Origin of the sequence: Micromonospora sp. KC207 (assembly GCF_004348615.1) — a bacterium.
Lineage (GTDB): Bacteria > Actinomycetota > Actinomycetes > Mycobacteriales > Micromonosporaceae > Micromonospora.
This window is the reverse complement of the sequence record NZ_SMKJ01000322.1, coordinates 1-7,299: the sequence shown is the minus strand read 5'-3', so window position 1 is coordinate 7,299 and position 7,299 is coordinate 1. Positions and strand designations below refer to the sequence as shown.

The 7,299-nt window shown below is 73.4% G+C and carries 3 protein-coding genes; 2 read left to right on the top strand and 1 reads right to left on the bottom strand.

The genetic code is table 11. The features are described from left to right. Positions 1 to 89 precede the first annotated feature (89 nt). Positions 90 to 911 carry a GNAT family N-acetyltransferase gene (locus E1258_RS27925; RefSeq protein ID WP_132406377.1) on the bottom strand — a complete coding sequence of 274 codons (822 nt, stop codon included), beginning with the start codon at positions 909 to 911 and terminating at the stop codon, positions 90 to 92. 175 nt (positions 912 to 1,086) lie between these two features. Between E1258_RS27925 and gltB the strand changes: the two genes are divergently transcribed. After that, positions 1,087 to 5,772: a glutamate synthase large subunit gene (gltB, locus tag E1258_RS27920; protein WP_132406375.1), complete on the top strand. Its 4,686-nt coding sequence runs from the start codon at positions 1,087 to 1,089 to the stop codon at positions 5,770 to 5,772. Beyond that, positions 5,765 to 7,273, top strand: coding sequence for a glutamate synthase subunit beta (locus E1258_RS27915; protein ID WP_132406373.1), 1,509 nt, complete (start codon positions 5,765 to 5,767; stop codon positions 7,271 to 7,273). Before gltB ends, E1258_RS27915 begins: the two co-directional genes overlap by 8 nt. The last annotated feature ends 26 nt before the right edge of the window (positions 7,274 to 7,299 follow it).

Here is a 7,299-nt window from a genome sequence, read left to right as displayed (position 1 = left end):
CCGCCGCACCGTCCACTTCGCCCCCACCGTCCCCTCCGGCCGCACCGGCGACACCGGCGTCCCGCCCCGCACGGCCCGGGCGGCGCAGGTCAGATGATCGCGGCGGGCTCGGCGATGCAGGCGGTGCCGATCCGGCGGAAGCCGACCCGGACGTAGACGCGGGCGATCTCCTCGCTGCCGGCGGAGAGGAAGACCAGGTCGGTGCCGGCGGCGCGTAGCGCGTGGGCGAGGGCGGCGGTGATCGCCGCGCCGAGCCCCAGGCGGCGGGCGGACGGCAGGGTGGCCACCCCGGCGATCTCGGCGGTGTCCCCGACCCGCATCGCCATCCCGCTGGCCAGCGCCCCCTCGCCGGGGGCCTCGGCGAGCGCCGACAGCCGGCGGCCGTCGGCGATCCGCGCCCGCTCCTCCTCCAGCGCCGCCACGTCCAGCTCGGTGATCGCCGTGTCCCGCTGCGCCGGGCCGGCCTCGCCCCGGGCGGTGCCGGCGGCGGCGAAGCCCACGGCGGCGACCGCCCGCCGGGCGGCCACGTCGGCGGCGAGGCCGGGTGACGCCGCGTCCAGCAGCCGCACCGGCACGTCGGTGAAGCTGTCCGCGTCGGCCAGGGCGGCCGGGTCGAGCACCATCAGCGGGGCCTCCAGCACGGTCAGCCCCGCCGCGCGGGCCACCGCGAGCAGGTCCGGCGTGCGCTCGTGCACCCACTCGAACGCCTCCGGCAGGCCGAGTTCCCGCTGCCGTTGGCGCACGGCGGTGATGTCGGCCACGGACGGTGGCTCGGCGGCGTCGAGGCGGGGACGGGCATAGAAGGGCCATCCCGCCCCTTCGCGGACGAACAGGACCAGGGGGCCGTGCTCCTCCGCACGGGCGGCGTCCCGGGGCACGGCGTCGTAGAACCGCTCCAGCCGGCCGAACATCCCAGTCGTCTCATTGCGTACGTGATCCACCGCGCGAGACTACCGTTCCCAGGATGTGGAAGTGTGATCAATCTGAACTGGCCTTGCGCGCCTACCCCTAACGTAGACTCAATAGACCCATAAGGGCCGACGTCGTCCCGACCATGATCCAACCTGAGTGACGACAGGAGGCCCGGTGGCCTTTCCGTACCCTCTCAGCCAGCAGTCGGCCCCGCCCGCGGCCGGGCTGTACGACCCCGCGCACGAGCACGACGCGTGCGGGGTGGCGTTCGTGGCGGACCTGTACGGCCGGCGCTCCCACTCGGTCGTCGCGAACGGTCTCGGCGCGCTGCTCCGGCTGGACCACCGGGGTGCCCGGGGCGCGGAGCACAACACCGGTGACGGCGCGGGGATCATGATCCAGGTGCCGGACGCCTTCCTGCGCGCGGTCGTCGATTTCCCACTGCCGCCCGCCGGCGAGTACGCCACCGGCCTGGTCTTCCTGCCGACCGACGACGACGGCGAGGCCCGCGCCCGCCAGGTCCTGGAGAAGTACGCCCTGGTCGAGGGTGCCGACGTCCTCGGCTGGCGGGACGTGCCGACCGACCCGAGCGGCCTCGGCGAGACCGCGCTGGCGGCGATGCCCCGGGTGCGGCAGATATTCCTGGCCGCCCGGCGGCTCACCGACACCCCCGCCGGCCGGGCCGGATCCCCGCTGTCCGGCCTCGACCTGGACCGGGTGGCGTTCTGCGTACGCAAGCAGGCCGAGCGGGAGACCGCCGAGCGGGGCGTGCCGGCGTACTTCCCGTCGCTGTCCTGTCGGACCATGGTGTTCAAGGGGATGCTCACCCCCGACCAGCTTCCCGAGTTCTTCCCGGACCTGACCGACGAGCGGGTTGACAGCGCCATCGCGCTGGTGCACTCCCGGTTCTCCACCAACACGTTCCCTTCCTGGCCGCTGGCCCACCCGTACCGGATCATCGCCCACAACGGTGAGATCAACACGATCCGTGGCAACCGCAACTGGATGCAGGCCCGTGAGGCACTGCTGCGCAGCCCGAACCTGCCCGGCAACATCCGCCGGGTCTTCCCCGTCTGCACCGCAGCGGCCTCCGACTCGGCGAACTTCGACGAGGTCCTCGAACTGCTGCACCTGGCCGGCCGGAGCCTGCCGCACGCGGTGCTCATGATGATTCCCGAGGCGTGGGAGAACGACCCGGACATGCGCGCGGACAAGCGCGCCTTCTACCGGTTCCACGCGAGCCTCATGGAGCCGTGGGACGGGCCGGCGTCGGTCGCGTTCACCGACGGCGAGATCGTCGGGGCGGTGCTGGACCGCAACGGGCTGCGCCCGGGGCGCTGGTGGCGCACCGCCGACGGCCTGGTGGTGCTCGGCAGCGAGGCGGGCGTGCTCGACCTCGACCCGGCCACGGTGGTCGCCAAGGGGCGGCTCCAGCCGGGCCGGATGTTCCTGGTCGACACGGTCGCCGGGCGGATCGTCTCCGACGACGAGATCAAGACCGAGTTGGCCGCCGCCGAGCCGTACGACGAGTGGCTGCACGCCGGGCTGATCGACCTGATCGACCTGCCGCCGCGCGAGCACATCGTCTACACCCACGACTCGGTGCGCCGCCGCCAGCAGATTTTCGGCTACACGGAGGAGGAGCTGAAGATCCTTCTCGCCCCGATGGCCCGCACCGGCGCCGAGCCGCTCGGCTCGATGGGCACCGACACCCCGATCTCCCCGCTGTCGACCCGGCCGCGGCTGCTCTACGACTACTTCCACCAGCTCTTCGCCCAGGTCACCAACCCGCCGCTGGACGCCATCCGCGAGGAGTTGGTCACCAGCCTCCAGCACACCATCGGCGCGGAGGGCAACCTGCTCGACCCGGGCCCGGCGAGCTGCCGGCAGATCGTGCTGCCGTACCCGGTGATCGACAACGACGAGCTGGCCAAGATCCTCTCCATCGACGAGGACGGCGACCTGCCCGGCTTCAAGGCCGTGCGGGTCTCCGGGCTGTACCGGATCCGCGACGGCGGGGCCGGGATCAAGGCCCGGCTCACCGAGATCTGCCGGCACGTCTCCGAGGCGATCGAGGACGGCGTGCGCATCCTGGTGCTGTCGGACCGCGACTCCAACGCCGACCTCGCCCCGATCCCGTCGTTGCTGCTCACCGCCGCCGTGCACCAGCATCTGGTGCGCGAGCAGACCCGGACCCAGGTGGCGCTGATCGTCGAGTCCGGCGACTGCCGCGAGGTGCACCACGCGGCAGTGCTGCTCGGCTACGGCGCGGCGGCGGTCAACCCGTACCTGGCCTTCGAGTCGGTGGAGGACATGATCGCCACCGGCGGCCTGACCGGCGTCGACCCGGCGAAGGCGGTGCGCAACTACGTCAAGGGGCTCGGCAAGGGCGTCCTGAAGATCATGTCCAAGATGGGCATCTCGACCGTGTCGTCGTACTGCGGAGCGCAGGTGTTCGAGGCCGTCGGCCTGGACGCCCGCCTCGTCGAGCGGTACTTCCGGGGCACCCCGAGCACGATCGGCGGGGTCGACCTGCACGGCATCCACGCCGAGGTGGCCGGCCGGCACGCGCTGGCGTGGCCGGCGCCGGGCGCGGTGGCGTCCGACCGGCTGGAGGTCGGCGGCGAGTACCAGTGGCGCCGCGAGGGCGAGCTGCACCTGTTCAACCCGGAGACCGTCTTCCTGCTCCAGCACGCCACCCGTAGCCGCCAGTACGACGTCTTCCGGCAGTACACGGCCAAGGTCGACGAGCTGGCCGCGACGGCAGGGTCGCTGCGCGGGCTGTTCACCCTGCGCACCGGCGTCCGCCCGCCGGTGCCGCTGGACGAGGTCGAGCCGGCCAGCGAGATCGTCAAGCGGTTCGCCACCGGCGCGATGTCGTACGGGTCGATCTCGGCCGAGGCGCACGAGACCCTGGCCATCGCGATGAACCGCCTCGGCGGCAAGTCCAACACCGGCGAGGGCGGCGAGGACGTCGAGCGGCTGCGCGACCCGGCCCGCCGTTCCTCGGTCAAGCAGATCGCCAGCGGCCGGTTCGGCGTGACGAGCGAATACCTGGTCAACGCCGACGACCTCCAGATCAAGATGGCCCAGGGCGCGAAGCCCGGCGAGGGCGGGCAGCTACCCGGCAACAAGGTTTGGCCGTGGATCGCCCGCACCCGGCACGCCACCCCGGGCGTCGGTCTGATCTCCCCACCGCCGCACCACGACATCTACTCCATCGAGGACCTGGCCCAGCTCGTCCACGACCTCAAGTGCGTCAACCCGGCCGCCCGGGTGCACGTCAAGCTCGTCAGCGAGACCGGCGTCGGCACCGTCGCGGCCGGCGTGGCGAAGCTCAAGGCCGACGTCATCCTCATCTCCGGCCACGACGGCGGCACCGGCGCGTCCCCGCTGAACTCGCTCAAGCACGCCGGCACCCCGTGGGAACTGGGCCTGGCCGAGGCGCAGCAGACCCTGCTGCTCAACAAGCTCCGCGACCGGGTCACCGTGCAGGTCGACGGCCAGCTCAAGACCGGCCGGGACGTGCTGGTCGCGGCGCTGCTCGGCGCGGAGGAGTTCGGCTTCGCCACCGCCCCGCTCATCGTCGAGGGCTGCGTGATGATGCGGGTCTGCCACCTGGACACCTGCCCGGTCGGCATCGCCACCCAGAACCCGGTGCTGCGCGAGCGGTTCACCGGCCGGCCGGAGTTCGTGGAGAACTTCTTCCTCTTCCTCGCCGAGGAGGTCCGGGGCTATCTGGCCGAGCTGGGCCTGCGGTCGATCGAGGAGGCGATCGGGCAGACCGAGCTGCTCGACGTCGTACCGGCCATCGACCACTGGAAGGCCCACGGCCTCGACCTCGGTCGGGTCCTGCACCTGCCGGAGCTGCCGGCCGGGGCCGCCCGGCGCGGCATCCGGGCCCAGGACCACGGGCTGGAACTGGCGCTGGACAACGAGCTGATCGCCCTCGCCCGACCGGCGCTGACCGACGGCACGCCGGTGCGGGTCGAGGTGGCGGTGCGCAACGAGCACCGCAGCGTCGGCGCGATGCTCGGTGGCGAGGTCACCCGCCGCTTCGGCGGAGCCGGCCTGCCCGGCGACACCATCGAGTTCCTGCTGCGGGGCACCGCCGGGCAGTCCTTCGGCGCGTTCCTGCCGAGCGGGGTCACCCTGCGGCTGCACGGTGACGCCAACGACTACGTCGGCAAGGGGCTCTCCGGCGGCCGGATCATCGTCCGCCCGGACGCCGCCGCGCCGTTCGTCGACGGCGAGGCCGCGCCGGGGGAGCGGGCCGAGGACCAGATCATCGCCGGCAACACCATCCTGTACGGGGCCACGGCCGGCGAGGTCTTCCTGCGCGGCCGGGTCGGCGAACGTTTCGCGGTGCGCAACTCCGGCGCGGTGGCGGTCGTCGAGGGCGTGGGCGACCACGGCTGCGAGTACATGACCGGCGGCACGGTGGTGGTGCTCGGCGAAACCGGGCGCAACTTCGCCGCCGGCATGTCCGGCGGCACCGCGTACGTGTGGAACCTCGACGAGCGGCGGGTCAACACCGAGCTGGTCGACCTGTCCCCGCTGCGGGACGAGGAGCGGGACCGGCTGTACGAGCTGGTGCATCGGCACTTCGCCGAGACCGGCTCGGCGGTCGCCGAGTCGCTGCTGAAGCGCTGGCCGGAGGCGGTGGAGGAGTTCACCGCCGTGGTGCCCCGGGACTACCGCCGGGTGCTGGAGATCATGCGGGCCGCCGAAGCCGCCGGCCGTGACGTCGACGACGCGGTGATGAGCGCGCTGGTGGCGACAGCCGCCCCGGCGACGCCTTCCGACGCGTCCGTGCCGCCCGCCACGCGGGTGGTCGCCCAGGAGGTGGCTCGTGCCTGACCCGAACGGTTTTCTGCGCTACGACCGGCGGCTGCCCGCGCGCCGGCCGGTGCCGGTGCGGATCTCCGACTGGCGGGAGGTGTACCCGCCGGCCGGCGAGGCGCTGATCCGCGAGCAGGCCACCCGCTGCATGGACTGCGGCATCCCGTTCTGCCACGACGGCTGCCCGCTGGGCAACCGCATCCCGGACTGGAACGACCTGGTCCGCACGGGCGGCTGGGACGCCGCCGTTGAGTCGCTGCACGCCACCAACAACTTCCCCGAGTTCACCGGCCGGCTCTGCCCGGCGCCCTGCGAGGCCGCGTGCGTGCTCGGCATCGGCGGCGGGCAGCCGGTCACCATCAAGCAGGTCGAGGTGGAGATTGCCGACGCGGCGGTGACCCGGGGCGGGCTCGAACCCCGCCCGGCGGCGACGCCGACCGGCCGGTCGGTCGCCGTGGTCGGCTCCGGGCCCGCCGGCCTAGCCGCCGCCCAGCAGCTCGCCCGCGCCGGTCACGCCGTGACGGTGTACGAGCGCGACGACGCGATCGGCGGCCTGCTCCGGTACGGCATTCCCGACTTCAAGCTGGAGAAGCAGCACATCGACCTGCGACTGGCCCAGCTGGAGGCCGAGGGCGTCCGGTTCCGCACCGGCGTGAACGTCGGCGTCGACGTGACCGCCGAGCAGTTGCGCGAGGCACACGACGCGGTGCTGCTCGCCTGCGGCGCGTTGCAGGGCCGGGACACCCCGGAGACTCCGGGGCGGCAGCTGCGCGGCGTGCACCAGGCGATGACGCATCTGGTCGCCGCGAACCGGGTGGTCGCCGCGGCCGGAGAGGGTCGCCCCGCCCTCGCGGTGCTGTCCGACGGCACCCCGATCGACGCCGCCGGCAAGCACGTGGTCATCATCGGCGGCGGCGACACCGCCGCGGACTGCCTCGGCGTGGCCCACCGCCAGGGCGCGGCCGGGGTGCACCAGCTCGACCTGTACCCCGAGCCGCCGCACTCCCGCGACGCCGAGCGCGACCCGTGGCCGACCTGGCCGTGGATCCTGCGCAACTACCCGGCACACGAGGAGGGCGGGGACCGGGTGTTCGCCGCCGCCGTGCAGGAGTTCGTCGACGACGGCACCGGCCAGGTGCGCTCCGTACGCATCGCCGAGGTGACCGTCGAGAAGCGCGACGGTCGGCGCATCGTCACGGCGCTGCCCGGCTCGGAGCGGGAGCTGCCGGCGGATTTGGTGCTGCTGGCGATCGGCTTCGAGGGCACCGAGGAGCAGCCGCTGCTGGCGCAGTTCGGGGTGACCCGCAACGGCCGGGGCGCAATCGACGCCCGGCCGGACTGGCAGACCGACGCCGACGGCGTCTTCGTCGCCGGGGACATGCACCGGGGCGCGTCGCTGATCGTCTGGGCGATCGCCGAGGGGCGGGCGGTGGCTGCCGCGATTCATACGTACCTGGGCGGGGTGGGCGAGCTGCCCGCCCCGGTCGACCCGGCGCGGCAGCCCCTCGCCGCCCGCTGACTGACCCACGCCGTGCCGTCCGGCGC

Coding starts and splice junctions, on each gene's coding strand:
- E1258_RS27925 (WP_132406377.1), bottom strand. CDS start 911: ATGTTCGGCCGGCTGGAGCGGTTCTACGACGCCGTGCCCCGGGACGCC.